Consider the following 23,592-nt stretch of genomic DNA (forward strand, 5'->3'; position numbering starts at 1 on the left):
GAGCAACATCATGTCAACCGACGCAAGCCAGGCACAATCTCCCAGTAAATATGATCGATTGATCGCGTTGGCGCAGGCCGTGCCGCCGGTTTCAACCGTCGTCGTGCATCCTTGCGACGAAACATCACTACGCGGAGCTGTCGACAGTGCGAAGGCCGGCATCATTCGGCCAATCCTGGTCGGTCCCGAGCAGAAGATCAGGGACACCGCAGACAAGGGCGGATTTGACATCACGGGCTTTGAAATCGTCGATGCCGCGCATAGTGAGGACGCTGCTGCCAAAGGCGTCGAATTGATCCACGCAGCCAAAGGCGAAATGCTGATGAAGGGCAGCCTGCACACCGACGAGCTGATGCGCGCGGTGACGGCAAAGGCGGGCGGCTTACGCACCGACCGGCGCATCAGCCATGTCTTCGTGATGGATGTGCCGGCCTATACCGAGACCATTTTCGTCACAGATGCTGCGATCAACATCTTCCCGGACCTTGGTGCCAAGCGAGACATCATCCAGAACGCCATCGATCTCTACAATCAGGCCGGGTTCGGCCAGTCTCCTCGCGTGGCGATCCTGTCTGCGGTTGAAACCGTTACCGCCACGATTCCTTCGACGATCGATGCGGCAGCGCTGTGCAAAATGGCCGACCGAGGTCAGATCACCGGGGGATTGCTCGACGGACCGCTGGCATTCGACAACGCCATCGATGTTGAGGCGGCGCGGATCAAGGGTATCAAGTCCGAGGTCGCAGGCCGCGCGCAGATACTGGTTGTTCCTAACCTTGAGGCTGGCAACATGTTGGCAAAGAACCTGGCGTATTTCGCCAAGGCCGATGGTGCGGGAATTGTGCTGGGTGCCCGAGTGCCTGTTGTGTTGACGTCACGAGCCGACACGGCACGCGCGCGGATGGCGTCCTGCGCTATCGCGTCGCTCTATGCGCATGCCAGGCGTCAACGCGCGCCAACGGTCGCTGGGTGATAGCCATGGACACAATCCTTGTCGTCAATGCTGGCTCGTCGAGCGTCAAGTTTCAGGTCTTTTCGGTCGAGGGAGAGGGGAACTTACACAGGCGGATCAAGGGCCAGATTGATGGAATCGGCAGTCGTCCGCGGTTACGTGCGAACGGGCCTAATGCTGAGCCGATGGCCGATCGTGTCTATCCGATCGAGGCCGTGGCTGACGTGCCAGCTGCGATGTCTGTCGCCGGCGCCTGGCTCCGCGAAGAACTCAATATCAACCCCGTCGCCGTCGGCCATCGCGTCGTCCATGGCGGGCCGGATTATGCAAATCCGGTGTTGATTGATCACGGCGTCGTGGGGCGCCTGGAGCGATATGTTTCGCTGGCCCCGCTACACCAGCCGCATAACCTGGCGCCGATCAAAACGATCCTGAACAACTTCCCGGCTCTGCCGCAGGTCGCCTGTTTCGACACCGCCTTTCATCGCGATCACAACGCTCTCGCGGATCACTATGCGATTCCGTACGAGCTCCATGCCGAGGGCATCAGGCGCTACGGCTTCCACGGCTTATCGTACGAATATATCGCCAAGCGCCTGCCGCAGGTTGCGCCCGACGTCGCAGGCGGACGCGTGATCGTCGCCCACCTCGGCAGTGGTGCCTCGATGGGTGCGATCAAGAATGGAAAGAGTGTCGAGAGTACAATGGGCTTTACGGCGCTCGATGGGCTCGCGATGGGAACGCGTGTCGGTCAGCTCGATCCGGGAGTCGTTCTGTATTTGATTGCAGAGAAAGGCATGTCGGTATCGAAAGTGCAGGATTTTCTCTATCGGGACTGCGGCCTGAAGGGGCTATCTGGCGTCAGCAACGACATGCGTGAACTTGAAAGCAGCGGGGATCCGCGCGCGGCGTTTGCGATCGACTACTTCGTCTATCGAGTGGGGCTGCACGCCGGCATGCTCGCTGCCGCGTTGCAGGGTCTCGACGCCTTCGTGTTCACGGCTGGGATCGGTGAGAACTCGGCATCGATCCGGGCGCGCATTGTCGAGAGGCTTGCCTGGCTCGGCGTCGTGCTTGATCCGGCAGAGAATGCTGGACACGCAAGCAGGATATCGCGATTCGATAGCCGTATTCCCGTCTATGTCATTCCTACCGACGAAGAGCTGATGATTGCGCAGCATACGCTATCGTTGTTGATGAATCTGAAAACGCACGATCAGAAACATGAAAGAGTGTCATGAAGATTCCGGTATATCCAGAGACCAGTATCGCGTTGAAAGGCAAGAAGGGGCTCATCGTCGGTATAGCCAACGACCAGTCTATAGCTTGGGGCTGCGCCAAGGCCTTTCGGGCGCTTGGCGCCGACGTTGCCGTTACATATCTGAACGAAAAGGCCAGGAAGCACGTCGAGCCGCTCGCGGAGGCGCTGGAGTCTCCAATCTTCATGCCGCTTGATGTGATGGTTGAAGGCGAAACCGAGAAGGTGTTTGAGCGGATCGGCAAGGAATGGGGGCAACTCGACTTTCTTTTGCACTCCATTGCTTTCTCGCCCAAGAATGCGTTGCATGGCCGTGTGGTTGACGTTGATCGTGAGGGCTTTCAGAAGACCATGGACGTTTCGTGCTGGTCGTTTATGCGGATGGCGCACCTGGCGGAGCCGCTCATGAAGAACGGTGGCACGCTGTTCACCATGACCTATTATGGCAGTCAGATGGTGGTGAAGAACTACAATGTCATGGGTGTCGCGAAAGCGGCTCTCGAGGCCGCAGTGCGTTATATCGCGGCCGAACTCGGTCCAAAAGGCATTCGCGTGCATGCGATTTCGCCCGGGCCTCTGGCAACGCGCGCTGCGTCCGGCATTCCGGAGTTCGACGAACTGATGGACAAGGCGCAGTCGCAAGCGCCGTCGCGCAGTCTTGTCAGCATTGACGATGTGGGGAGGGCGACTGCATTCCTCGCGCTCGACGGTGCCAAGCTGATCACTGGAAGTGTGCTCTACGTCGATGGTGGCTACCACATTATCGATTAACGTGTGGCGTTCTTGCTTCAGCTGAAGTGTAGGCCGATTACCTCAGCGACGCAGGCAGGGCGCTTGCCGCCCTCGATCTCGATTGTCACGCGATAGTGGGTGCGCAAGCCGTTGGGTGGTACTTCCTCGGCTTCCGCTATGCTGACGCGGCCGCGCAATTTTGAACCGGCCGGCACAGGCGAGAGATAGCGGACGCGGTCCGCGCCATAGTTAAGGGTATTCTTCAGCCCCTTCAGACCCATCACTGAGCGGATAAACATCGGCGTCAAGCTCAGGGACAGCAGGCCGTGAGCGATAGTCTTACCACCCGGCATCTCCGTTTCCGCGCGCTCCTGGTCGACATGAATCCATTGCTCGTCGCAGGTCGCTTCCGCGAACTTGTTGATGCGGTCCTGCGTCACCTCAATCCAGTCGCTAACGCCGACCTCTGTACCGACGGCGGCCTTGAGTTCTTCAAACCCGTTGAAAATCCGCATGAATGTGATCCGATTCCACAGGTTACAGTTTCATTTCGGGAACTTTGTCTGGAACGACGAGCTCGGCCTCCGTCACCGCCAGTACCTCGGCGATGGTGACGCCGGGCGCCGTCTCCTGCAAAGTTGCGTTGCCGCCAGGAAAGGCGATGACCGCCATATCGGTAACGACGAGATCGATTGGCCGAACCGACGTGAGTGGTAGGTTGCATTTGGCAACAATCTTAGACTTTCCCTTGGCTGCATGTTGCATGGCAACGATTACACGTTTGGCACCACTAACGAGGTCCATCGCGCCGCCCATACCTGGCACCATCTTGCCGGGAATCGTCCAGTTGGCGAGCCGCCCGCCGGCATCTACCTGCAGACCACCGAGTACGGTGATGTCGACATGGCCACCGCGGATCAAACCGAACGACATCGCACTATCGAACGTGGCGGCGCCGGGCAGCGCGCTAATCGGCTTGCCGCCGGCATCGGTCAGCAGCGGATGAGCCATGCCCTGCTCGGGGATGGGACCGGTGCCAATCAATCCGTTCTCGGACTGAAAGAAAATGTTCAACCCTGGCGGCACATAGTTAGCGACCAGAGTTGGAATGCCAATGCCTAGATTGACGAGGTTGCCCGGTCGAAGCTCTTGCGCCACGCGGCGGGCGATAGTGGTTTGTGCATCCATAGATCACCCGTTCGCGACGAGGTAATCGACCAGGGGGGCGGGGGTAATAACGTGGTCGGGCGCGATGACGCCGACCGGGACGATATGCTCCGCGGTGACGATGACGGTGTCCGCCGCCATCGCCATGACCGGATTGAAGTTGCGGGCCGTGAGGGCGTAGGACAGGTTGCCGGCGTAGTCGGCAAGAAATGCGTGCACAAGCGCAAAATCGGCGCGTAGGGCGGTCTCGAGCAGATAGCTCTTCCCGCCCACATCGATCTTTTGTTTGCCTTCCTCGACCAGCGTCCCGACGCCAGTCGGCGTCAATACGCCACCCAACCCACAGCCACCGGCGCGAATGCGCTCGACGAAAGTGCCCTGCGGGATCAGATCAACGGTGATCTGTTTGCCCAGCATTTGCTGTTGAGCCTTCGGATTGAGGCCAATGTGGGTCCCGATCATGTGGGCTACCTGTGCGCCCTCGAATAGTTTCCCGACACCTTTACCGGGGGTGGCCGCATCATTGCTGATGAGAGAAATGTTCGACTTCTTCTGCCGCACTAGTTCGTCGAGCAGGCGCTCCGGCGTTCCCACACCCATGAATCCGCCGACCATGATGCTTGCGCCGGTCGGGATCATCGCAATGGCATCTTCCAGAGAAACAGCCTTCATAATGGAGCTCCGGTCAACAGTCGATCAGGAGAGCCGATGGTGAAGAAGTGTCGGTGTACGAAGCCGGTGCTCCTTTGATCTGCGTCAAGACTTGTCATTATTTCCTTCGCGAACAGAGACTCCCACGCCTTCGAGGGCTTCCGCCCAGAGCTTGCGGATCTCTGCGTGGCGCTCTTCGAGAGTAGCGCTCACGGCTTCACGGAAGGGCGTCAGATTCGGGCTCTTTAGAAGAAGGATCTGTGCCTGCAGCAGGCGGCCGCTTTCAAATTCAATACGGCGCAGCGCCGTGACGAATGGATCATGCGTGTCGGCTTCGACCGGCAAGAGGGCGGCGGGCCGAATTCCAGCATGTATGGCATGCGCGCGGGCAGCCAAATCACCCGCCAGTGCCAGGGGGGCATCGTCAATGCCTTCGATGGGCTTTGGGAGCCATGTCGTTTCCCAAGACGCTGCCAAATAGCTCAGTGCAAGATCGGGTATCCATGATGTCGCGCGCAGCAACAGGGAAACGATTTCCGCTTCTCGATAGAATTGCGCATTCAATTCGGTCTGCCAGGCGGATTCGAGCTTGAGTGGCATGGCGAACGCGAAGTGTCGCGCCAACGCGCCGTGGGCCGAGATCAAGAATGCTGCGACGCGTGTTTGCTGATGTAAGGGCACGCGGCCTTCGGGGTCGAGTGGTCCGAAGAACGCCCTCATCGTAGCGTTTCCTGTACTGGTATCGCTCGCAGATGGTCGTAGCCGGCTGGAAATGGAACGAGCTGCCCGCCGGCTTCTTCCGGAGCAATCCAGACAGCCTTGTTGCCTTGCCAGCCCCCCGCCAGCACATCCTCTGCAAAGCGTGCGAGCAGGTCGGCGGTGAGCGCAGGTTTCTCCAGCGTAAAGGCATGGTAAGCGCGTTGAACGATGACAAGCGAGCTGTCTGGAATTTGGATACGCAGGGTCTCGTGGAGTGCACGTGGCGTCAGAAAGTCGAATTCACCGTTGAGGATCATCGTTGGTACGCCGATTAGAGGGAGTTGCGGCGTCAAAGGCTGGAAGTCGAGGAAAGACTCCATCAGATTCTGCAGGGCGTAAACGTCATTGATAAGCCAGCCTTGCCGCTTGACGTTGTCGAGCGTTTCCAAAACCGGCTTCAGCCACTGGTCGCTGACGTTCATTGGCAGCAGTAGGTCCTGAAGATAGCTGGTGCCGCCAAGGACTAACCCGGTTCGCAAGGCATTGCCGAGCAGATACAGTTGAGGCGGTAGCTCGGCAAAGCAGCTCATCGGCACCAGACCGGTCAACCGTTGGCCGTGTTCGATTGCATAGCGCAGTGCAATAAGGCCGCCGAAGCTGATGCCACTCAGAAAAATGGGACCGTCGCCGAGTTCTCCAATCAGGAGATGTAATGCGGCGACGTGGTCGTCCTGACGGATGAACAGCGCGGGCTTATCGGACGCACCTTGGCCGAGCAGATCGAACGTCGCGACGCGGAAGTGACGCGCCACCAGTGCGTCGCGATAGGCCGTCCATAATTCAGCGTATTGCGTCAGTCCGTTGACCAGAACGTAGACGGGCGCGTCCGTCGGTCCGTCGAGCTCATAACGTATCCGATATGAACCGTAGCTCAGGAAGGGCATTGCGCTGACCGGTTGGCGATTTGATCGTCGCAATGATCAGCGGACGAAGACAATTTCTATTGAGCTAGATCAAGCATTTCCTGATTGAGCCCCTCAACATATGCACAAAACATCATCGGGAGGAGACCGTCATGACCGGTAGAGCTGCCATGAAACGTTGCCTCGTCAGCCTGATCCTGTTGCTGGTTGGCACTGCAATTGCGGTTGCGCAACCCTTCACACGCCGGTCGTCGCAAGTGCAACATGATGGGCTGAAAAACTACTATGAGGTGCCAAACTTCAGGTTGGGCGGTAAGTATGATCTGAACGATCCGACCAAGTGGGAGAACGGCGGAGAGGGCGGGGTCACGCTGGAGTCGCTCGGTGGCGGACAATTGCGCACCGCGTACGTCGCGATTGGGAATGCGCGCCGCAATGCGGCCGGCGAGATCACCAACGCCGTTGTCATCAATTCCTATTATTCCGGTGACTCCACTGACATGTATGAGCAATGGGTCAGGGGCGCTGCCCTGTCGGGCGGCGTGCCGATTATTGGTCCGGGTCGACCGATCGATACCGACCGGTACTATGTCATTATGGTCGATCCGCTGGGGACCTGGGGTGCTAGTAAGCCATCAGACGGTCTAGGCATCAAATTTCCGCAATACAGCTATTTTGATATGGTGCAGGCTAACTACCGCATGTTGCGTGATCACCTGAAGGTCGCGCGCGTGGCGCTTGTTGCTGGCGTCTCGATGGGCGGCACGCAGACCTACGTTTGGGGTGTCCTGCATCCAGAGTATATCGGCGCACTTATGCCGATCGGCGGAACGACCCAGTCCGACGCCGAGGACCCCGTCGGCAATTGGACTTTTCAGTTGATGACGGCCGCGATCCAATCTGATCCGGTATGGCAATCCACCAAAGGTGATTACTACAAGCTTCCCAAGGAGAAGCACCCCTTGCCGGGCATGGCCTTCGGCTGGTCGGTGCTCGGCCTGACCGGATATGATTTCGGCTTCAGGACTACTCAGAGTTTCGCATCGGTACAGCCCGAGGTCTTCTATTGGGATCCACCGAACGAGAAGGCCGGTCTCAGTGTCAACAATCGCTCCAAGATGTATGATGCGGTCGACCTTGTCTGGCGCAATCGAGTTGGTGAAACCTACAACGTCAATCCGTACCTCGGCCGAATTCAGGCGCGCACATTGGTGATGCACATCACCAATGATCTCTGGCTGAACTTCAAGCTCGCCCAGCGCGCCGTCGATCGCGTGCCGGGCGCGGACCTCATTTCCGAGGAGAGTCCGGTCGCACACTACGGCGTGTTCCCGATTATCAACAATCGCAAGAACGATCCGAAGTTCGTGGCTTTCATGGACGACGTGGCGAGCCTTGATCGGGCGCAGAAGTTCGTCGACAAGAATTATCGTGTTCCTGGTGTTGCCGAGAATGTGGATAAGACAAAATCATTCTGGAAAGATCATGTGACCTATCCTTATCCGGTCAAATACGCGACCGCGAAGGACAAGCGTGGAACGCTCTGGCAGATCGGCTACATGGACGAATATGCTGGGACCGACAAGGAACCGAAAGTTCTTGTCGTCATTCACGGGAAGGGCGCGTTTGGCGGGCACTACGGCAATATCATGCAGTATGCGCTGCGCAGCGGACTGCGCGTGATCGTTCCGGATTTACCTCATTACGGCATGTCAGGGCCCGGCAATCTAGATAAGAGCCCGGCGCGGACCATGCAGGACATGCGCGAGGTGATTTACGATCTCGTTGTCAATCAGCTCGGCGTCAAAAAGGCGCATTACCTTGGACACTCGCTTGGTGGTCAATTTGTGATGGGTTACGCGCTCACTTGGCCGGATGCAGTGCAGGGCCTTGCGCTTGAAGCGCCGTCTGGCCTTGAGGAGTATCCGCGCGACATCACGATCGCCAAGGACAAGAAAGCGCGCTTGTTCGATGAGGCCTTCGGCCGCGATTTCGACAAGTGGAAGCAGAGCTGGGAACAGACCGGAATTCTCAAAGCGGAAATGGGGCGATCTGAGCCGAACATCCGCGACTTCTTTTACTTCAAGAAACGTGCCCCTGAGACCGGCGTGGTGTCGGCTGCCAAGAGCGGATACTTCTTTAGCGACAGCGAATATGCCCGCTTCCATACGGAGCAGCGTGTTGGGTTAACGAAGGGAAATCCCAAGGAGCTCGAGCAGTGGTGTAACGTCTTCATTTTCGACGTCTACACGATCGGGGCGGAGTTGCAGCAGGACGATCCGAAGAACCTTTACGATCGGCTGACGGAGATCAAGGCGCCGATCTTCCTCGCGTTCGGGGACAAGGAGCCATTTATCCCGACGCCTGCTTTTAACGGGCTAACCGACCTGGGACGTGACGTCATTACGCCGTTCATGTCGCGCATGACCAATGCCGGCAACCGGCCGATGCTTAAAATCTATCCGGAGACCGGGCACTTCATCCATACGGACAATCCAGTTGAATACTCCGCAGACGTGGTCGATTTTGTAACGAAGGGAACCCTCGACACCAGTTCACCACTCGGCACTGACCGTATGATCAGGGGAGCTGTCGCGTCAGCCGTCCCTTTAGCACCGACGCCGCCCGGAGCTGCGCCGACTGCCGGCCTGAACAAGTAGGGTGATACATGCCAAGAGTGCGGGCAGGTGAGGTCTCTCTGGGCTGGAGGGAGTGGGGACGAGGCGACGTTAGCGTCGTCTTCATTCACGGCAACCTCGCCAGCAAGGATTGGATCGAACTAGCCGCGTCGCTATTTCCTTCCGGACTGCGCGTGGTCGGAATCGACTGGCGCGGCTGCGGCGAAAGCGATCGGACGAAAGCGACGGCCGACTATAGTAACTACTCCATGCAGCAGCATGCGGAGGATATGTTAGCTGCGCTCGACGCTCTAGACGTTAAATTCTGCCATCTCGCTACGCACTCGACGGGCGGCATCATTGCCGCGCGTATGTTATTGATGCAGCCGGAGCGCTTTGGGAGCGTATTCTCCCTCGATCCAGTTTCACCGCTCGGTATGGCCTTCAACGCCGATCAGATCGGCGTTTTTCGGGCGATGATGGCAAGCAAGCAAGTCACGCGGACGGTAATGGCCAGCGCGGCGTCCTCACTATTCTTGCCAGAGAGCTTTGCGCCAAATGCGATCCCACGTTTTCGCGAAGGGCTCGGGGAAATTCCGGCGCTGTTTGAACGCATCATCGAACAGACCTTCGGTGTTTCTGAAGGGATCTGGATCGGCACGCCGGTCAATCTTACCCGCGAGCGAGAAAGTGGAGAACTCAAACGCCGCATGCCGGATATCCGGCATCCCCATCTGGTGTTGTGGGGGGAACAGGATGGCTGGATTCCGCCAGCCGATCTCCGGGCGATGGCTGCGGTAATGCCAGATTGCCGGCTCGTGGTTGTGCCCGGTATCGGGCATTCGATGAATCTTGAACTACCCGCGCTCTACGCAGGCTATTTCGGCGCATGGTTCGGAGGGCGTTCGAAATAGCAGGGATCTGGGCAGGCAATGGCAATTCAGCTCCTCGTCGGCACGATCGTTACCGTGATCACCATCATGGTTCATGCGCTGGTCACCGTTGGTGCGGTGGGCATCGCCCGCTCAGCAGGGCTACGGCACACCACGCGACCGAGACTTCACCTGATGGCCGTGATGGTTGGGGTCGCTGCCGTGCTGATGATTGCACATACGCTGGAAATGCTCGCTTGGGCGCTGGCCTATGCAATAGTCGGCGCTGCCCCAGACGACAGCGACCTTCTTTATTTCGCATTCGTAAATTACACCACCCTCGGCTACGGCGATATAACGCCGGTGCAAGCTTGGCGGCTGATCGGGCCGATGACCGCCATGAATGGCATTCTGATGTTTGGTTGGTCGACTGCGGTCCTCTTCGAAGTGTTGCGTAAGACGCTGGATCATCTTGCCGCGATCGGTGCGCGCGGCTTCAGCCCTGTAGATCCAGACTAGCGAGTCTGCTTCGGTCCAAGAGTACAATCTGACGCTGAGTGTTGCCGATGAAACCGAGAGTCCTCAGTTCGTGCAATCGCGACAGTACGCGGGAAACAGTTTCCAGCGTTAGGCCCAGGTAGTCGGCGATATCGCGGCGTGACATCGGCAGGGCCATAGTGCCCGCGGCAGACAACCGCTTGTCCATCTCAAGCAGGAAGGCCGCGACCCGCTCCAGCGAGGTCTTGCGGCCAAGCAGAAGCATGTGATCCTCCGCGTGTTGCAGATTGCTTGTGGTCATACTGAGCAAGTTGCGCGCGACCATGGTGTCGCTTTCAGCCACGATCTCTAAACTTTGTCGCTTAATGAGGCGAACAGTGGTGTCTACAATCGCTTCCGCAGTGAACCGATGCTCGCCACCGTTCTCAAGGCCGAAGATGTCTCCGGCGAGGTGAAATGCGCCGATCTGACGGCGGCCGTCGGAGAGCAGTTTGTAGCTTCGCACGGCACCGGATTTCACCTGATATACGTACTCTGCAGGCTCTTTCTCCCCGTAGATCTCGGTGCTCTTTTTGTAAGTAAACTCATTCAAGCTGACGATGGGATTCGAGTCGCTGGCCATGCCGAACTCACGGAGGGAATTGGGGCGAGGCGTCGGATTCGTAGTCGTGCGAGCAAACATGGGTCAACTCCCCTCACCAAATGATCGCCAGAGCAACGTTGCATTGCAGGGAAGTGTTGAGCTTTTCGCTTCCTCTAGAGCTGATCTAAGACTAGGGTGCAACCTTAGGCTATTGGTCCAAAGGTCATTGTCCCAAAGTACAATGCGCGAGGCCTTACGTCGCCAAGGGCATTACGCTTGGAATGAATCATTTGAGCGGATGGACGGCGCACTCGCATGATCGATAGGAGAGAATGCGAAGGTCGGTCGGGCAGGAAATGTCAGAGCTGTGATTGTCATTAGAGAAACTTGATCTCAGAGGGCAAAATGCCTGGTTTGATCCATGTAGTGGATGACGACGCGTCGTTTAGAGCTGCGATCGAACGTCGGCTCAGGGTGGCCGGGTATGAGGTTGCGGTATATGCTTCGTCACAGCAGTTTCTGGATCGATTGCCAGACGTTAATCCGCGCGCATGTATCGTGCTGGATGTTCAGATGCCGGCACTTAACGGCCCGCAATTGCAGAGCCGCTTGATCGAGCTAGGCTCGAGTATGCCGATCATCTTCCTTACGGGACATGTCGATACCGCGGTAACGGTGCGAACGATCAAGGCCGGCGCGGAAGACTTCCTGACCAAGCCCGTGACATCACAGCAGTTGATTGATGCGATTGAGCGTGCGCTAGCGCGCCAGGAGTCTACGGGAGGTCAGCAAGAGAAAACCGCCTTATGTCGCCTGCTGGTTTCATCTCTTACGCCACGTGAGCGACAGGTGTTCGATCTAGTGGTACGTGGAAAGATCAACAAGCAAATCGCCATAAGTCTGGGAACGACGGAGCGCACGATAAAAGCGCACCGCCATCAGGTAATGGAGAAAATGCGTGTCCTTTCACTCGCAGAACTCGTTTCTATCGCAGAGCGGCTGGGGATGCGCGACCGAGTTTGAATCGCAGCGGCCGCAGCTCTCACTATTCATCGATATCCTGATTGAACATCTGCGTGGGCGGGCCTTCATGAGCGGTGGCGAAGCGACCAAGGGCTAGCGAGGTCGTCAGTCGTAACAGACTGGAATCCACAAACTGCAGATGCAGAATATGCCCCTGTGCCATACGTTTTACCAAGCTTGGTTCGGCGATAGTTCCTGCGATGCAGGCATTGGTCAGACACCAAGTGTACGGAACTCTGTAAGTCACGCCTTGATCGATCGTGAGTTCAACCGGCTTTTGCAGGTACATACCTACGGGGGAGAATATTTGTATCCGCTTGGCGGCATCGCCTTCGCGTTCGATGATGTCCAGCCGAACCGCCATTTGACCGGTCGGGAAAGTACCGGTGATCGATGTGCGACAAAGTGGTTTTGCCCCGCCAGGCTTGAAGCAGACTTTGCTCCAGTCCCCGAAGGTGATGTCCTTCACTGGGCGCTGACCGCGGGCGCGAACTTCCCCGTCAGGAGCGGTGGCCGCCGGGTCTTGTTGGGATACTGCGGGTTTGTTGAACGTGAGGCTCGCCAGCGCCGCAAGTAGGAGCGCTCGGAAGGGGTTCAACGGATGCTTGCGTTGTGGTTTATTGGGATCGGAATATGTCACAGCTGACCTCCGGCATTGGTCTCATTTCTGGTCATCCAAAAACTTCGCTACAATTGGCGACCAAATCGGGATAGCTTCCGGCGATCCGATGAGAAAGTGCCCCTCATCACCAAAAGGCGGTATCAAGCGGTACTCTGCTTTACCGCCGGCGGCCGTGAAGGCCTCGTGCATACGTTTCGACAGTGCTGGTCCGAAGAACGTATCGTTTTCGATGTAGATCCACAGCATTGGCATGCGTGATGTGCGGCCGAAATCTGCCGTCGCTTCGATGAGCCTGTCCGGCGCGCAGTTGTTGTTTGGCTTGCCGTCGACGCGGCCACCGCGGCCGGCGGCGAAAGTAATGATCGCTTTAACCTGTGGTGGATTTACGCTCGATAGCGCAATGGATGCCCAACCTCCGGCGGATTGTCCAACGACGATGACATCGTTCGGCACGATGCGGTTTTCTGCGATCAAATAGTCAATAATCCAGAGGTTAACTTTTGCGACTGCAAGCCCGGCGTCGTGGAAGTTTGGATTTTCGCATTTTCCGATCTTGGAGAAGAAAGGGCCGTAGATGGCACGCTCGGGAATGTCGATGGCGGATGCCCCATATCCGGTGCCGACCGGCGCCACCACCAGATAACCGCGCCTCGCAAACCATTTGGCCGCATCGCGGAATTCAACCAGGGGAAAGAAGCCGCGGTCAGTCGGATTGAGCGAGACGCCGTGGTTCATGATAACCAGCGGGAAGGGGCCGTTGCCTATCGGGCGCACCAGATAGGCAAACATCGGCAACGGCAGCGGCAGCACCCAGAGCTCTTCCTGGATGCGCGCAGCGTCGGGCTTGTCGGCCGCTTGCATCGGCGCGGCAGGGGCCATGGATATAAGAAGCGCCGCCGTGACGAACGCGTGAATGGCATGCATGGTGGGTGCCTTTCCGGATCGCCTCATGTCGCGATCCGACAGCCAAAATTCTGAAGGCGGTTGATTCAGATCAATCCTCATTGCCGGAGCCAGCGCCTGTTGGCCCGATGAGCTCGAATATTTCTGCGATACGTGTGGTTAATGTGCCGACGCGCCGCGAAGAAACCCTGATGGTCGCGTTGCTGCTGGGCTTCGCAGGCGGCTATCTCGATGCCTATACGTGGATTACGCATGGCGTTCTGGCGAATGCGCAGACCGCCAACTTGGTATTCTTATGGGTAAAAGCGACGGCCGGGAAGTGGACGGAGGCATTTCACTTCGTGCCATCGCTCTTCGCTTTCGTCGTCGGCGTGGTGCTCGCCTCATGGCTGCGGCGTGCAGTCGGTGATCGAGTCGGCCCGATCAGCATTCTCGTAGAAGCTGGCGTTCTGATCCTTGTCGGTGTGCTGCACAATCGCGTGCCTGACGTTGCGGGCACGCTGGGCGTCTCGATGGCGGCCGCAATGCAGACTTCGAATTTCACCAAGGTTGAGGGTTCAAACTACAGCTCTGTGATGATCACAGGAAACTTTCGCCAGGCGATTGAGGGAGCGGTCGCACTGGTTGCTGGAGATATCCAGGTCGGTCTGTTGCGTAAGTCCTGTATATTCATGGGGGTTTGCGCCGCATTTGGCACAGGCGCCGCTGTCGGTGCTTTCATTACAGAGCGGGCGCCAGCACTCACTCTAACCGTTCCTGTCGGTGCGTTGCTGCTGGTTCTTCTATGCTGCGGCGGATTCCGCGGCGTGATGCGGGATCGCGTTGATCGAAGGGAGCAGGCATGAGGTCGCACGGGATCTTTCCGCCGACGCGCTGGCTTGCCGAATATCGCGCTGACTGGCTTCGCTGTGACATGATCGCTGGCGTCACGCTGGCCGCCTATGCGATCCCGGTGTCGTTGGCCTATGCTGCGCTCGCCGGCATGCCGCCCCAGATCGGGATCTATGGCTACATGCTGGGCGGCATTGGCTATGCCTTGTTGGGCTCTTCGCGGCAACTTGCTGTCGGCCCGACTTCGGCGATTTCGCTGATGATCGCCGCTTCGGTCGGGGGTCTAGCGGCAGGCGATGCGCTTCGCTATGCGCAGATTGCGAGCGTAGCAGCCCTTGGCGTTGCGGCTCTCTGCCTGATTGCCTGGATCTTTCGACTAAGCATGCTGGTACGCTTGATCAGCGACACCATTCTGGTTGGCTTCAAGGCTGGCGCGGGTCTCACCATTATCATGACGCAGCTGCCGAGCCTATTTGGCGTTGCTGGTGGCGGGCGAAATTTCTTCGATCGCCTTGTCGTGCTTGTTGGGCAGCTCGGTGGTGTTCACTGGATCGTGCTTGCGATCGGACTTGTTGCGATCATGCTGCTCCAGGGCGAGCGTCTATTGCCCGGCAGGCCGGTAGGACTTGCAGTCGTCATCCTATCGATCGTTATCGCGACAGCGCTCGGCTTGCCGGCGCTTGGCATTCCCGTCACCGGCGAAATTCCGAAGGGCTTGCCGAGCATTGCCATGCCGACCTTCGGGCTTCTTGAGTTCGATGAACTATTTCCTCTCGCTGCCGGCATCATGTTGCTCGCCTATGTCGAAGGCGTCGCAGGTGCGCGAAGTTTTGCGGCGAGGCACGACTATCCCATCGACGTGCGGCAGGAGTTTCTGGGGTTGGGCGCCGCCAATCTGGCGGTAGCGCTCGGCCATGGTTACCCTGTTGCGGGAGGCTTGTCACAATCCGCCGTTAATGATCAGGCCGGCGCGAAAACGCCGCTCGCTCTGATCATTTGTTCAGCCACCTTGGCGATCTGTCTACTTTTCCTCACGGGGATATTGACCAATCTGCCTAAGGCAGTACTTGCTGCGATCGTTTGCACGGCTGTCTACAAACTAGTTGACATCGCCGCGCTCATGCGGATGTGGCGTATCAGTCGGATCGACTTCTATGCTGCGGCGATCGCCCTAGTCTCCGTTCTGATGCTGGGCATCCTTCAGGGCATCCTGCTGGCTACGCTAGCGTCCATATTTCTGTTACTGGCGCGTGCCTCGCAGCCAAACGTCGCGATTCTCGGGCGCTTACCAGGAACAGGCCGATATGCCGATAGTGCGCGATACCCTGACGTAGAGTCCCTTGCCGGTGTTCTCGCTTTCCGCCCAGAGGCCTCGTTACTTTACATCAATACGGAAACGGCGATGGAGAATGTGATGGCAAAGGTTCGCGCATCACCGGACACCAAGGTTGTGGTCTGCGGGCTCTCTTCCTCACCCTTTATCGATCTTGCGGGCGTGAAAATGCTTCACGACCTCCATGGCGAACTTGTCTCGCGCGGCATCGCTTTTCAGATCGTCGGCGCCCGCGGGCAAGTCCGAGATGTTTTGCAGGCTGATGGCCTCGCGGAGAAGACCGACAGCGCCAACTGGACCCGAAGGATGGATAGTGTACTCGACGATCTGAGGAAAGGTTGACCGTGTTGCCGTGCCAAGCGGAGCGTCGTTCACAACATCACGTTGCATTGACTTGGATCAACAGGCGCCACTGGGAACGGCTTCAGCATTGGCTACACGCCATCAGCATCCTGGATTTGTTACATGTCCAAAGACGGCAACGCCGCAACAACCGATCTGCTGACATTGGCCGCGGGAACGATTATCGGCTTCCTCGGCGCGAGATCCAGAGTTCGGTACCGAGGATGGCTTCCCGGTCGGCCATGCCATGTCCGGCCGACTTTTCACCGTGTTCGGATAGTTCGCGATGATCTTGGCCCAAGAAGTCAGTTTCACAACCAGAAGGGAATGAACCATGCGAAAATTTAGCGTCTTTGCCGTTGTAGTCGCGGTGCTTGCTGGAGTCGTCGGCTTCGCCACGCCATCAAGCGCGGATATGGGCCAGGTTGCTGTGATATTTACCAAGGGTGGCTTTATTGTCGGGGTCGGCGGCGGCGAGGGCGTGTTGAGGTACCGCGGAAAAACCTATCCCTTTACCGTCTCGGGCATGAGCGTGGGTTTCACGATTGGTGCATCTACCACCAAGCTTATCGGTCGCGCGATCAATTTGAAGGGGCCCACATCAATTGAAGGCACCTACGGAGTGGTCGGAGCGGGTGGGGCGGTGGTGGGTGGCGCTGGAGGCGTGCAATTGCAGAATGGCAATGGCGTGATCCTGCAGCTCAGCGGCCCCAAAGTTGGCGCTGAGCTATCCGCCGCTGTTGGCGGCGTCACGATACGGTTGAAGTAAGCCGGCGTCGAACGGGGCTGCGCACTGCGCGGCCTCGTTTCTTTTAGTAACGATTTTCGACGAACTTCATTCGACGGAGGCTGGCCTGATCGTTGTAGCGGCCCTTGTTGGAACGCTTCGACAGCCTAATCTTCTTTCGCGCAATCTTCTTGTATGGGATCGTCTTGAGGATATGCGATATGATGTTGAGCCGAGCCCGCCGCTTGTCGTCGGAGCGGACCAATCGCCATGGCGCATGCCTTGTATCGGTCGCCTTGAACATCATGTCGCGCGCTCGGGAATAGTCGTACCAGCGCCCAAATGACTCGGTGTCCATCGGGCTTAGCTTCCATTGACGGAGAGGATCCTCGATGCGTGCCTTGAAGCGCAGCTCCTGCTCCTTCATGCCGACTTCGAGCCACAGCTTGATCAGGATGATCCCAGCATCCACAGCGAATTTCTCGACCAGCGGGCACAATTCCAGGAAGCGTTTGTGTTCAGCCGGGCTGCAGAAGCCCATCACATACTCGACGCCAGCGCGGTTGTACCAGCTTCGGTCGAAGATCACGATCTCGCCGCTTGCCGGGAACTGCTCGATGTAACGTTGAAGGAATAGTTGAGACTTTTGGCGGTCAGACGGTGCTGGCAGGGCGCAGACGCGGAAGACCCGCGGACTCACCTTCTCGGTGAGGGCTTTGATGGCGCCGCCCTTGCCAGCGGCATCGCGTCCTTCGAACAGAACGATGACTTTTAGATTATTCGCTTTAACCCAGTCCTGCAAATGGCAGAGTTCGACCTGGAGCTTTCCTAACTCCTTCTCGTAGTCCTTGCGCTTTAATCGCTCCCTTGGCACGTCAGCTGACATGTCACAGCTCCAACATGAATCCGATGCGAACCACGCTCAATCTCCCCAAGAAATTGTGATGGCAATGTCGCCGGGTATGCCTCCCGGATAATCGATGGTCTGGTAGCCGATACGATAGCCGCGTGGCTGCAGATAGTCGCTCCAAAGCTGGAAGATCTCACTTGGAATTCCCGTAAGTGTTTTCTCCCACCCCTTTTCTTGCTGATTGATCGCGCGACCCTTGTCGGTGCACAGCGAGTTGGGAAAGCGATAGACCTGAACTTCCGTCAAACCGTTTCGTACCGCCCGCTGGATTATGGTTGACGCAAGCTGAACCTTTTCGGCTTCGCTCTTGCCGGACGGTTGGCTGAGTCGCTCGATCAGCGCGCGCTTCTCGGCCTCAGCCGCCGCGGCGAGGCGGGCGTACTTTTCCACCGCTTCGGCTTCCTTGAGGGCGGCCTCTTTACGGATCTGCGTGGCGTTGGGGATGAGATCGTCGATGCTACGAGACATGATTGATTGCTCCTGGTGATTGTCGGCTTCGGCGCTGCCACAAGGTTATGTACGGGTGGGTGTGTTTTATTGATCCAAATCAAGCAATCCGCTTCGTGGGGAGGCACGATGGAGCGCATGGCTGCGGAGCGTCCGGGCGTCCGGAAGGGAGAGAAGCCTTGAACGAACAGTTGCACCCCGCAGCTCCTCATCATCTGCCATTCTTCGTTCCCGGTGCCGACGGAGCGGATACCCTGATGGTAGTGATGGGATTTTTTCTCGTAGCGACAGTGCTATGGGCCGGTACGTTTTACTGGAAGCTGCACAGTCTACCCGAGCGCATGGCCCACAAAACACAAAAACTGCAGATGGAGATCGTAGCGGTCCTTGGACTGATCTCGCTGTTCACTCACATGCATATTTTCTGGGTTGCGGGATTGTTGCTCGCCATGATCGACCTGCCGGATTTCGGTACGCCGATGCGCAGCATTGCCGTTTCTGTCGAGCGCATTGCAAATGCTACGCCGGGTGCACTTCCCGCTGAAGCCGAGGTTGACCCTGTAACCGGCGGCAAGCTCGGTGTTCAGGCCTTGATGAAGGAAGGGTTACACGACCATGCTTGAACTCATGATCTGTTCACTGGTTACCATCCTTCCAGATTATCTCTATCGCCGCTACCGGCAGGGAAAGCGGTTCGGCAAAGAAATCACTTTCTTCTCTGTCTGGTATGAACTGAGGTGGGGAATCACTGGCTGCCTGATGTTGACGATCGGGCTGATCACGATGATCTTCTATTTTCATCCATCCACAACGTCGGCGGCGATCTACTTCCGGACGGTACCAATTCTCCCTGAGGGCTCCGGTCGTGTCGCTGAGGTGAATGTCGGATTCACTGCTAATGTTAAGAAGGGCGATGTTCTGTTCCGACTGGATAGTTCGACGCAGAACGCAGCACTGGAGACCGCCAAGCGAAAAATCGCTGAGGTGGAGGCGTCGCTTATTTCGGCACAAACCGACATTGCCAAGGCGGATGCCCAGATCGCTGAAGCAAGAGCGTCGCACCAGCAGGCCAAAGATGAACTGGAAGTCAAGACCGAGCTGCAACGTCGAAATCCAGGCATCGTACCACAGCGCGATATCGAGAAGCTCCAGGTACTGGTGGATCAACGGCAGGCCGGTATCGATGCAGCGACAGCGGCTAGGGAATCTTCGCTGTTGCGCGTTTCCATTCTCCTGCCGGCTGAGAGAGCAAGCGCCGAAGCTGCGCAGGCACAAGCGCAGGTGGATGTCGATAAGACCTATGTGCGAGCGGGCGTCGATGGTCGCGTTGAACAATTCCTCGTTCGCACCGGCGACGTCGTCAATCAGTTGATGCGGCCGGCCGGAATCCTGATACCTGACGGCGCAGGCCGCAATAGTCTACAGGCAGGATTTGGCCAGATCGAAGCCCAGGTGATGAAGCCTGGTATGGTCGCGGAAGCCACTTGCATCTCGAAGCCGTGGGTCATCATTCCGCTGGTCGTCACAAGCGTGCAGGATTTCATCGCCGCCGGCCAGTTCCGGTCCGGCGAGCTTTTGATCGATCCGCAGAACCTGCAAAGGCCCGGTTCAATTCTCGCCTTTCTGGAGCCGCTCTACAAAGGTGGCCTCGAGGGGGTTACGCCGGGTAGCGCGTGCATTGTCAACGCCTACACCAGTAATCATGATGTCATTGCCGATCCGAAAACCGGCGCAGTGAAGGCATTTCTACTGCACGCCGTAGATGCGACCGGGCTTGTACATGCATTGCTACTGCGAATCCAAGCGTTGCTGTTGCCCATCAAGACACTGGTGTTGAGCGGCCACTGAGAAGAGATACAATGATCACGCTTCAAAAACTTGTCGTCCTTGCATCGATTGCGACTTCTGCTGCATTGCTGGCACCGCAGAGTGCAAAGGCGATCGAACTTGCTGGTGCCTGGGCGACAAGCGCGGATCAATGTAACAAGGTATTTACCCGCAAGGGACGTGCGAAACAGATCGCCTTCACGAGTTTCTCTGGAGTGTATGGCGGCGGATTTATCGCTGAGGCGGATCGCTTAAGGGGAAAACACGAGATTTGCAAAATAGCGTCCAAGAAGGAAAGCGATCGAACGATCAATCTGATCGCTGCTTGCGCCTCGAGCATTATGCTTTCGCACGTCCAATTCATCCTGAACGTGGTCGATGAAAACACGATATCTCGCGAGTTTCCGGGAATGGTGGATATGAAAGTGACATACCATCGTTGTCAGATTTAGCGGATTAACGTTCGACGATAAGCTTGACCTGGATCAACAGAAGGCGACGTGGCTTGTGGCTGGGTGAGGTTGATCAACGGAGAAATGCTATGAACAAGAGAACGCAGTTTCGTGGTAAGGTTAATTTCTTTGCAAATGTGACTGTGGTCGCTACCTTCATCGCATTCGCGGCCCAGCCGGCGAGAGCGGACGATCCCGCAAAATTGCTTAAGGCAATGGCCGACTACACGGCCGCGCAGAAGTCGATCTCTGCGACGTTCGAGAGTGATATCGAGGTCGTGACACCAGAGCTGGAGAAGATCCAGTTCACGAGCTCTGGAAAGCTGCAGCTATCGCGACCGGACAAGCTTCGGATCAGCCGAACGGGCGGTTACACTGACGTCGACTTAATTTACGACGGAAAGACTGCGTCGATCTATGGCAACAATGCGAAGGCATATGTGCAGGCCGACATTGTCGGGTCGATCGATCAACTGGTCGACCTGATCCAGGCGAGATCGGGCGCTGCAATGCCGGGAACGGACTTGCTCCTTACAAATACCTACGACGTATTGATGTCCAATGTCATCCTGTCCCAGCACATCGGGCAAGGTATGATCGATGGTGTCGAATGCGAGCATCTTGCGTTCCGCGGTGTTGATACTGACTGGCAGATCTGGATCGAGAGTGGGGCGCGGCCTGTCCCTCGGAAATATGTGATCACCAGCAAGGCTGTGGCCGGGGCGCCGCAATACACATTACGGATCAGAGACTGGAAAAACGATGCTGTCGCGGATGCCGACACGTTTGTATTCAAGCCACCTGCCGGCGTGACGAAGGTCGATCTGGATTCCAGCGCTATGGCTGAGTTCGATGAAGTCCCCCCCGGCACACCATCAGGAGCAAAGAAATGAGATCAGTGCCAAAGGTGATTATGGTGACCGCCGCCCTCACGTCGTTTGCAGTGGGGTGGTCGTGGAGTGGCGAAGACGTCATAACGCGTGGAGTGTTCTCCACTGCTGAGGCCAGAGTTGGGCGACCGCTGACGCCGATGAGCTATGCGGGTGTAGCGCGCCGAACCACGCGCCGGGCCGTCGCCGTAGGCGCTGCAGGCGTTGCAGCCGGCGCCTACTATGGCTCATCATGCAGGCAAGTCGTGGATGCTTATGGGCGGGTCACGACGGTCTGTTGAGATCTGGGCTGCCTGGCCGGCTGTTGCAGAAACTCGCATGCGCTGACACTGTATAACGGTGACAGTTTGCGGGTCTCTGACGGTTGGGGAAGAGGATGAGACGACGATTCCCTATTGTTGTCTTATATCTACAAAGTTTAATCGTGCGTCGCTTAATCGTGCGTCTCTGTGTCTGCGTTCTGGTCTGGATGTCGGTTCAGCTGCAACCTGTCGACGCTACTGAGCGCAGCGAAGTAAAGCGCGTGCTGCTGCTGCATTCGTTCGGCCGGGAATTTCGTCCCTGGAGCGAACATGCAAGGAGCATCAAGGCAACGCTCGAGCGGCTATCGCCGTGGCCGCTGGACATCCAGGAACATGCGCTGCTCACGGCGAGGCTCAATAACCCGGGTCCGGAAGCACCGTTCGTCGACTATTTGAACTCGCTCTACCATGGCCGTCCACCTGATATCGTGTTGAGCATCGGAGCGCCGGCGGCAAGATTCGTTCAGAAGTATCGCGAGCAACTTTTTCCCGAGGCACCAATGGTTTTGACGGTGGTGGAGCAGCGGCTGGTCAACCGCGTGAACGTCACAGACAACGATACCGTCATCTCGGTCCGCAATGATTTTCTGGCCGCGTTCAAGAATATTCTTCAGGTCATGCCGGAAACTCAGACGATTGCCGTCGTGATCGGTGCCTCAGCATTGGAGAAGTTCTGGCTTGAGGAGCTAAAAAGGGAACTGAAGCCGTTAGAGAAGCGGGTCGCCTTTGTCTATTATGCCGATCTTCCGTTCACGGAAATTCTCAAGAGAGCGTCTGCGCTTCCGCCGCACACCGTCCTGTTCTGGGGCTTGATGTCTATCGACGCTGCCGGTGTCAGCCATGAAGGCGACCTTGCCTTGCGTAGCCTTCATGCAGTCGCCAATGCGCCGATTTTCTCCTACCAGGAAGCCTTTTTCGATCCAGAAACCGTTGGCGGCCCGATGCATTCAATCGCCGAAACCAGCAGGCAGACTGTCAACGCCGCGATTCGAATCCTTGGTGGCGAGAAGCCGGGGAACATCAAAGTCGAGCCGATTGAATTCGCTGCGCCGAAATTCGACTGGCGGCAAATGCAACGCTGGGGCATCAACCAGAGCAATCTGCCGCCGGGTAGCGAGATCCTGTTTCGCGAGCCCGATATTTGGGCGCAGTATCGCTGGCAGATTCAGCTGATTGCAGCCGTGATTCTGATCCAAACGGGGTTGATCAGCGGCTTATTGCACGAACGTCGCCGGCGACGCCTTGCCGAGATCGAGTCACGACAGCGGCTGGCGGAACTTGCGCACGTCAACCGCTATTCGGCCGCCGGAGAGTTGACGACCTCTATTGCGCATGAGCTGAACCAGCCGCTTGGCTCCATTCTTACAAATACAGAGACAGCGGAGCTTTTGCTGAAGGGGGCCTCTCCGGATCTTGCCGAAGTCAGGGAAATCCTTGCCGACATCAGGCGTGATGATCAACGGGCCAGCGAAGTGATCCGCCGGCTCCGCAGCGTACTGAAGAAAACGCCGTTCGAGGTCCGCGATATCGATTTGAACGATACGGTGCGGGAGGCGATCGGGCTTGTGGAAGCAGTGACTGATCGACGCGGCATTGCGCTAAGGTTTGGTGCCGCTTCGGGCGATTTGTACGTCAAGGGCGATCCGGTTCAGCTGCAACAGGTCATTCTCAACCTGATCATTAATGCAATGGACGCAATCTCCGATGCCGACGATAAAGAGCGCGAAGTCAACATATCGACGGCCCGGCTGAACGCGTACGCCGAAATCAAGATTAGCGACACCGGTCCAGGAATCGTGGTCGCGGATATCCGGAGCATCTTCAACCCATTCTTCACGACCAAGGCGCAAGGCTTGGGTATGGGACTCGCCATCGCCCGTACTATCGTAGAGGCGCACCGAGGGGAGATCTCTGCCGCAAATCAAGTATCAGGCGGCGCGCTGTTTGTGATCAAAATCCCACTCGCTCTCGCGCAGTCGTCCACGGCATGAAGTCAGAGATCCTCCAACGTCGCGGTCACTGGAAATTCG

The 23,592-nt window shown here is 57.4% G+C and carries 25 protein-coding genes; 15 read left to right on the forward strand and 10 right to left on the reverse strand.

Going from position 1 to position 23,592, the window contains the following annotated elements:
- Positions 1-10 precede the first annotated feature (10 nt).
- Genes AB8A23_RS19855 through fabI form a run of 3 tightly spaced genes read left to right on the forward strand, consistent with a single transcriptional unit; the run spans position 11 to position 2,981 of the window.
- Positions 11-973 (forward strand): phosphate acetyltransferase, encoded by a 963-nt coding sequence (locus AB8A23_RS19855; RefSeq protein ID WP_120289498.1) that lies wholly within the window; start codon positions 11-13, stop codon positions 971-973.
- Positions 974-978: 5 nt separating this feature from the next.
- Positions 979-2,193, forward strand: coding sequence for an acetate/propionate family kinase (locus tag AB8A23_RS19860; RefSeq protein WP_439058463.1), 1,215 nt, complete (start codon positions 979-981; stop codon positions 2,191-2,193).
- Positions 2,190-2,981, forward strand: coding sequence for an enoyl-ACP reductase FabI (gene fabI, locus AB8A23_RS19865; RefSeq protein WP_439058462.1), 792 nt, complete (start codon positions 2,190-2,192; stop codon positions 2,979-2,981). The genes AB8A23_RS19860 and fabI overlap by 4 nt, the downstream gene beginning before the upstream one ends.
- A gap of 17 nt (positions 2,982-2,998) precedes the next feature.
- Here the strand turns inward: fabI and AB8A23_RS19870 are convergent, their stop codons facing one another.
- From AB8A23_RS19870 to AB8A23_RS19890, 5 genes are all read right to left on the reverse strand, one after another.
- Positions 2,999-3,457, reverse strand: a complete 459-nt coding sequence (locus AB8A23_RS19870; RefSeq protein ID WP_120289504.1) for a MaoC family dehydratase — start codon at positions 3,455-3,457, stop codon at positions 2,999-3,001.
- A gap of 22 nt (positions 3,458-3,479) precedes the next feature.
- Positions 3,480-4,130, reverse strand: coding sequence for a 3-oxoacid CoA-transferase subunit B (locus AB8A23_RS19875; RefSeq protein WP_120289506.1), 651 nt, complete (start codon positions 4,128-4,130; stop codon positions 3,480-3,482).
- A gap of 3 nt (positions 4,131-4,133) precedes the next feature.
- Positions 4,134-4,781, reverse strand: coding sequence for a 3-oxoacid CoA-transferase subunit A (locus tag AB8A23_RS19880; protein WP_120289508.1), 648 nt, complete (start codon positions 4,779-4,781; stop codon positions 4,134-4,136).
- Between the two features lie 84 nt (positions 4,782-4,865).
- Positions 4,866-5,480, reverse strand: coding sequence for a hypothetical protein (locus tag AB8A23_RS19885; protein WP_439058461.1), 615 nt, complete (start codon positions 5,478-5,480; stop codon positions 4,866-4,868).
- Complete coding sequence (locus tag AB8A23_RS19890; protein ID WP_439058460.1) at positions 5,477-6,403, reverse strand: alpha/beta fold hydrolase; 927 nt, start codon at positions 6,401-6,403, stop codon at positions 5,477-5,479. Before AB8A23_RS19890 ends, AB8A23_RS19885 begins: the two co-directional genes overlap by 4 nt.
- A 131-nt stretch (positions 6,404-6,534) precedes the next feature.
- Between AB8A23_RS19890 and AB8A23_RS19895 the strand changes: the two genes are divergently transcribed.
- The 3 genes from AB8A23_RS19895 to AB8A23_RS19905 are packed head-to-tail and all read left to right on the forward strand — an operon-like array spanning position 6,535 to position 10,391.
- Positions 6,535-9,042, forward strand: a complete 2,508-nt coding sequence (locus AB8A23_RS19895; protein ID WP_439058459.1) for an alpha/beta hydrolase — start codon at positions 6,535-6,537, stop codon at positions 9,040-9,042.
- An 8-nt stretch (positions 9,043-9,050) separates the two neighbouring features.
- Positions 9,051-9,914 carry an alpha/beta fold hydrolase gene (locus AB8A23_RS19900; protein ID WP_439058458.1) on the forward strand — a complete coding sequence of 288 codons (864 nt, stop codon included), beginning with the start codon at positions 9,051-9,053 and terminating at the stop codon, positions 9,912-9,914.
- An 18-nt stretch (positions 9,915-9,932) separates the two neighbouring features.
- Positions 9,933-10,391 carry a potassium channel family protein gene (locus AB8A23_RS19905; protein ID WP_089264203.1) on the forward strand — a complete coding sequence of 153 codons (459 nt, stop codon included), beginning with the start codon at positions 9,933-9,935 and terminating at the stop codon, positions 10,389-10,391.
- Here the strand turns inward: AB8A23_RS19905 and AB8A23_RS19910 are convergent.
- Positions 10,369-11,052, reverse strand: a complete 684-nt coding sequence (locus tag AB8A23_RS19910) for a helix-turn-helix domain-containing protein (RefSeq protein WP_439058457.1) — start codon at positions 11,050-11,052, stop codon at positions 10,369-10,371. The genes AB8A23_RS19905 and AB8A23_RS19910 overlap by 23 nt on opposite strands.
- 306 nt (positions 11,053-11,358) lie before the next feature.
- Between AB8A23_RS19910 and AB8A23_RS19915 the strand changes: the two genes are divergently transcribed.
- Positions 11,359-11,976: a response regulator transcription factor gene (locus AB8A23_RS19915; RefSeq protein WP_439058456.1), complete on the forward strand. Its 618-nt coding sequence runs from the start codon at positions 11,359-11,361 to the stop codon at positions 11,974-11,976.
- Between the two features lie 22 nt (positions 11,977-11,998).
- On the opposite strand, the gene AB8A23_RS19920 is transcribed toward AB8A23_RS19915, so the two are convergent.
- Together AB8A23_RS19920 and AB8A23_RS19925 are read right to left on the reverse strand one after the other, a co-directional pair.
- Positions 11,999-12,616 carry an invasion associated locus B family protein gene (locus AB8A23_RS19920; protein ID WP_439058455.1) on the reverse strand — a complete coding sequence of 206 codons (618 nt, stop codon included), beginning with the start codon at positions 12,614-12,616 and terminating at the stop codon, positions 11,999-12,001.
- Positions 12,617-12,637: 21 nt separating this feature from the next.
- Complete coding sequence (locus AB8A23_RS19925; protein WP_439060489.1) at positions 12,638-13,477, reverse strand: alpha/beta hydrolase family protein; 840 nt, start codon at positions 13,475-13,477, stop codon at positions 12,638-12,640.
- 215 nt (positions 13,478-13,692) lie between these two features.
- Here AB8A23_RS19925 and AB8A23_RS19930 point away from each other — a divergent pair, with 215 nt between their 5' ends.
- The 3 genes from AB8A23_RS19930 to AB8A23_RS19940 all read left to right on the forward strand — a co-directional run bounded on the left by AB8A23_RS19930 (position 13,693) and on the right by AB8A23_RS19940 (position 16,776).
- Positions 13,693-14,346: a YoaK family protein gene (locus AB8A23_RS19930; protein WP_439060488.1), complete on the forward strand. Its 654-nt coding sequence runs from the start codon at positions 13,693-13,695 to the stop codon at positions 14,344-14,346.
- Positions 14,347-14,414: 68 nt separating this feature from the next.
- Positions 14,415-16,007, forward strand: coding sequence for a SulP family inorganic anion transporter (locus tag AB8A23_RS19935; protein ID WP_439058454.1), 1,593 nt, complete (start codon positions 14,415-14,417; stop codon positions 16,005-16,007).
- A 334-nt stretch (positions 16,008-16,341) separates the two neighbouring features.
- Complete coding sequence (locus tag AB8A23_RS19940; protein WP_439058453.1) at positions 16,342-16,776, forward strand: hypothetical protein; 435 nt, start codon at positions 16,342-16,344, stop codon at positions 16,774-16,776.
- A 43-nt stretch (positions 16,777-16,819) separates the two neighbouring features.
- On the opposite strand, the gene ppk2 is transcribed toward AB8A23_RS19940, so the two are convergent.
- Complete coding sequence (gene ppk2 / locus AB8A23_RS19945; protein WP_439058452.1) at positions 16,820-17,620, reverse strand: polyphosphate kinase 2; 801 nt, start codon at positions 17,618-17,620, stop codon at positions 16,820-16,822.
- A 36-nt stretch (positions 17,621-17,656) separates the two neighbouring features.
- Positions 17,657-18,112, reverse strand: a complete 456-nt coding sequence (locus AB8A23_RS19950) for a hypothetical protein (protein WP_089264212.1) — start codon at positions 18,110-18,112, stop codon at positions 17,657-17,659.
- A 158-nt stretch (positions 18,113-18,270) separates the two neighbouring features.
- On the opposite strand from AB8A23_RS19950, the gene AB8A23_RS19955 reads away from it, so the two are divergent.
- The 5 genes from AB8A23_RS19955 to AB8A23_RS19975 all read left to right on the forward strand — a co-directional run bounded on the left by AB8A23_RS19955 (position 18,271) and on the right by AB8A23_RS19975 (position 23,553).
- Positions 18,271-18,714: a hypothetical protein gene (locus tag AB8A23_RS19955; RefSeq protein WP_439058451.1), complete on the forward strand. Its 444-nt coding sequence runs from the start codon at positions 18,271-18,273 to the stop codon at positions 18,712-18,714.
- Entirely contained in the window at positions 18,707-19,939 is a 1,233-nt protein-coding gene (locus AB8A23_RS19960) for an HlyD family secretion protein (RefSeq protein ID WP_439058450.1), read from the forward strand. The genes AB8A23_RS19955 and AB8A23_RS19960 overlap by 8 nt, the downstream gene beginning before the upstream one ends.
- 11 nt (positions 19,940-19,950) lie before the next feature.
- The gene (locus AB8A23_RS19965; RefSeq protein WP_439058449.1) at positions 19,951-20,370 is read left to right on the forward strand and encodes a hypothetical protein; all 420 of its coding nucleotides are present in this window, start codon (positions 19,951-19,953) and stop codon (positions 20,368-20,370) included.
- Between the two features lie 89 nt (positions 20,371-20,459).
- Positions 20,460-21,263, forward strand: coding sequence for a DUF2092 domain-containing protein (locus AB8A23_RS19970; RefSeq protein WP_439058448.1), 804 nt, complete (start codon positions 20,460-20,462; stop codon positions 21,261-21,263).
- A 466-nt stretch (positions 21,264-21,729) separates the two neighbouring features.
- Positions 21,730-23,553 (forward strand): sensor histidine kinase, encoded by a 1,824-nt coding sequence (locus AB8A23_RS19975; RefSeq protein WP_439058447.1) that lies wholly within the window; start codon positions 21,730-21,732, stop codon positions 23,551-23,553.
- Positions 23,554-23,592: the final 39 nt, after the last annotated feature.

It is taken from the genome of Tardiphaga sp. 619_E2_N8_4, from assembly GCF_051810905.1.
Lineage (GTDB): Bacteria > Pseudomonadota > Alphaproteobacteria > Rhizobiales > Xanthobacteraceae > Tardiphaga > Tardiphaga robiniae.

Coding starts and splice junctions, on each gene's coding strand:
- AB8A23_RS19855 (WP_120289498.1), top strand. CDS start 11: ATGTCAACCGACGCAAGCCAGGCACAATCTCCCAGTAAATATGATCGA.
- AB8A23_RS19860 (WP_439058463.1), top strand. CDS start 979: ATGGACACAATCCTTGTCGTCAATGCTGGCTCGTCGAGCGTCAAGTTT.
- fabI (WP_439058462.1), top strand. CDS start 2,190: ATGAAGATTCCGGTATATCCAGAGACCAGTATCGCGTTGAAAGGCAAG.
- AB8A23_RS19870 (WP_120289504.1), bottom strand. CDS start 3,457: ATGCGGATTTTCAACGGGTTTGAAGAACTCAAGGCCGCCGTCGGTACA.
- AB8A23_RS19875 (WP_120289506.1), bottom strand. CDS start 4,130: ATGGATGCACAAACCACTATCGCCCGCCGCGTGGCGCAAGAGCTTCGA.
- AB8A23_RS19880 (WP_120289508.1), bottom strand. CDS start 4,781: ATGAAGGCTGTTTCTCTGGAAGATGCCATTGCGATGATCCCGACCGGC.
- AB8A23_RS19885 (WP_439058461.1), bottom strand. CDS start 5,480: ATGAGGGCGTTCTTCGGACCACTCGACCCCGAAGGCCGCGTGCCCTTA.
- AB8A23_RS19890 (WP_439058460.1), bottom strand. CDS start 6,403: ATGCCCTTCCTGAGCTACGGTTCATATCGGATACGTTATGAGCTCGAC.
- AB8A23_RS19895 (WP_439058459.1), top strand. CDS start 6,535: ATGACCGGTAGAGCTGCCATGAAACGTTGCCTCGTCAGCCTGATCCTG.
- AB8A23_RS19900 (WP_439058458.1), top strand. CDS start 9,051: ATGCCAAGAGTGCGGGCAGGTGAGGTCTCTCTGGGCTGGAGGGAGTGG.
- AB8A23_RS19905 (WP_089264203.1), top strand. CDS start 9,933: ATGGCAATTCAGCTCCTCGTCGGCACGATCGTTACCGTGATCACCATC.
- AB8A23_RS19910 (WP_439058457.1), bottom strand. CDS start 11,052: ATGTTTGCTCGCACGACTACGAATCCGACGCCTCGCCCCAATTCCCTC.
- AB8A23_RS19915 (WP_439058456.1), top strand. CDS start 11,359: ATGCCTGGTTTGATCCATGTAGTGGATGACGACGCGTCGTTTAGAGCT.
- AB8A23_RS19925 (WP_439060489.1), bottom strand. CDS start 13,477: ATGGCCCCTGCCGCGCCGATGCAAGCGGCCGACAAGCCCGACGCTGCG.
- AB8A23_RS19930 (WP_439060488.1), top strand. CDS start 13,693: ATGGTCGCGTTGCTGCTGGGCTTCGCAGGCGGCTATCTCGATGCCTAT.
- AB8A23_RS19935 (WP_439058454.1), top strand. CDS start 14,415: ATGATCGCTGGCGTCACGCTGGCCGCCTATGCGATCCCGGTGTCGTTG.
- AB8A23_RS19940 (WP_439058453.1), top strand. CDS start 16,342: ATGCGAAAATTTAGCGTCTTTGCCGTTGTAGTCGCGGTGCTTGCTGGA.
- ppk2 (WP_439058452.1), bottom strand. CDS start 17,620: ATGTCAGCTGACGTGCCAAGGGAGCGATTAAAGCGCAAGGACTACGAG.
- AB8A23_RS19950 (WP_089264212.1), bottom strand. CDS start 18,112: ATGTCTCGTAGCATCGACGATCTCATCCCCAACGCCACGCAGATCCGT.
- AB8A23_RS19960 (WP_439058450.1), top strand. CDS start 18,707: ATGCTTGAACTCATGATCTGTTCACTGGTTACCATCCTTCCAGATTAT.
- AB8A23_RS19965 (WP_439058449.1), top strand. CDS start 19,951: ATGATCACGCTTCAAAAACTTGTCGTCCTTGCATCGATTGCGACTTCT.
- AB8A23_RS19970 (WP_439058448.1), top strand. CDS start 20,460: ATGAACAAGAGAACGCAGTTTCGTGGTAAGGTTAATTTCTTTGCAAAT.
- AB8A23_RS19975 (WP_439058447.1), top strand. CDS start 21,730: ATGTCGGTTCAGCTGCAACCTGTCGACGCTACTGAGCGCAGCGAAGTA.